Raw genomic sequence first — 1,251 nt, forward strand, 5'->3', positions numbered from 1 at the left:
CGTATGCCCAGTGCAAAGAGTACTCTTTCGAATGGCACTTCTTTACTTGCCGCAATACCGTTGACTATGTTTTCTGCCGATTTTTCGCCCATCCGTTCCAGGTTCTTGATGTCATCGGTTTTGAGCTGGTATAAATCTGCAGTATCCTTTATCAGCCCCAATCGGTAGAACATATCTACTGTTTCAGGTCCCAGTCCGTCTATATTCATGGCTTTGCGGCTGATGAAATGTTCTATTTTCCCTTTAATCTGCGGAGGACAAGCGGTTTCATTGGGGCAATAGTGGGCTGCTTCTCCTTCAAAACGTATCAGTTTGCTGCCGCATTCGGGACAATGGGTGATGAACTTCACTTTTTCACCGATAAGCGTACTGCGGGCATCCTTATCGACACCGGTTATTTTGGGGATGATTTCACCGCCTTTTTCCACATACACCATGTCGCCTATATGCAGGTCCAGCCCCTCGATAATATCTGCATTGTGCAGGGAGGCACGTTTCACAATGGTGCCGGACAGTTGTACGGGGTCCAGATTGGCAACCGGAGTGACTGCGCCGGTACGTCCTACTTGGTAGGTAACCCTATTCAAGCGTGTCAGTGCACGTTCTGCCTGGAATTTGTATGCGATGGCCCACCGGGGGGACTTGGCTGTGAATCCCAAATTCTTTTGTTGTCTCAAGCTGTTGACTTTTAGTACAATACCATCAGTAGCTACCGGAAGGTTCTTACGCTCCGTGTCCCAATAATTGATGTATTCGAAGACTTCCTCCAGGCTGTGGGCTTTTCTGGTGTGCTCTGATGTTTTAAATCCCCAGCTGGCGGCGGCTTGCAGATTCTCGTAATGGCCGTCGCAGGGCAATTCCTCTCCCAATAGATAGTAGAGATAAGCATCCAGCTTTCTGGATGCTACGATGGCGGAATTCTGCAACTTCAAGGTACCGGAAGCAGCGTTGCGCGGATTGGCGAAAAGCGGTTCCTCACGTGCTTCCTTTTCCCGGTTCAGTTCTTCGAAAACCACCCAGGGCATCAGGATTTCCCCTCTGATTTCGAATGATTTAGGATAATCCCCATGGAGGACCAGTGGAATCGTTCGGATTGTCTTTACATTGTCCGTCACGTCATCGCCCTTTTCGCCGTCGCCACGGGTGACGGCACGCACCAGTTTGCCATCCTCGTAAGTCAGCGAGATGGAAGTACCGTCATACTTCAGCTCGCAGCAGATTTCAAAATCCTCATTCAACGCTTTCTTTACC

At 49.5% G+C, this 1,251-nt stretch carries 1 protein-coding gene; it reads right to left on the minus strand.

Annotation, left to right across the window (positions count from 1 at the left end; genetic code table 11):
* The coding region (gene ligA, locus ABUA47_RS24415; RefSeq protein ID WP_349832248.1) for an NAD-dependent DNA ligase LigA at nucleotides 1–1,251 on the minus strand (1,251 nt) is incomplete at both ends.

Origin of the sequence: Bacteroides sp. RTP31139st1_H2_RTP31139_211217, from assembly GCF_040227615.1 — a bacterium.
GTDB lineage: Bacteria > Bacteroidota > Bacteroidia > Bacteroidales > Bacteroidaceae > Bacteroides > Bacteroides uniformis.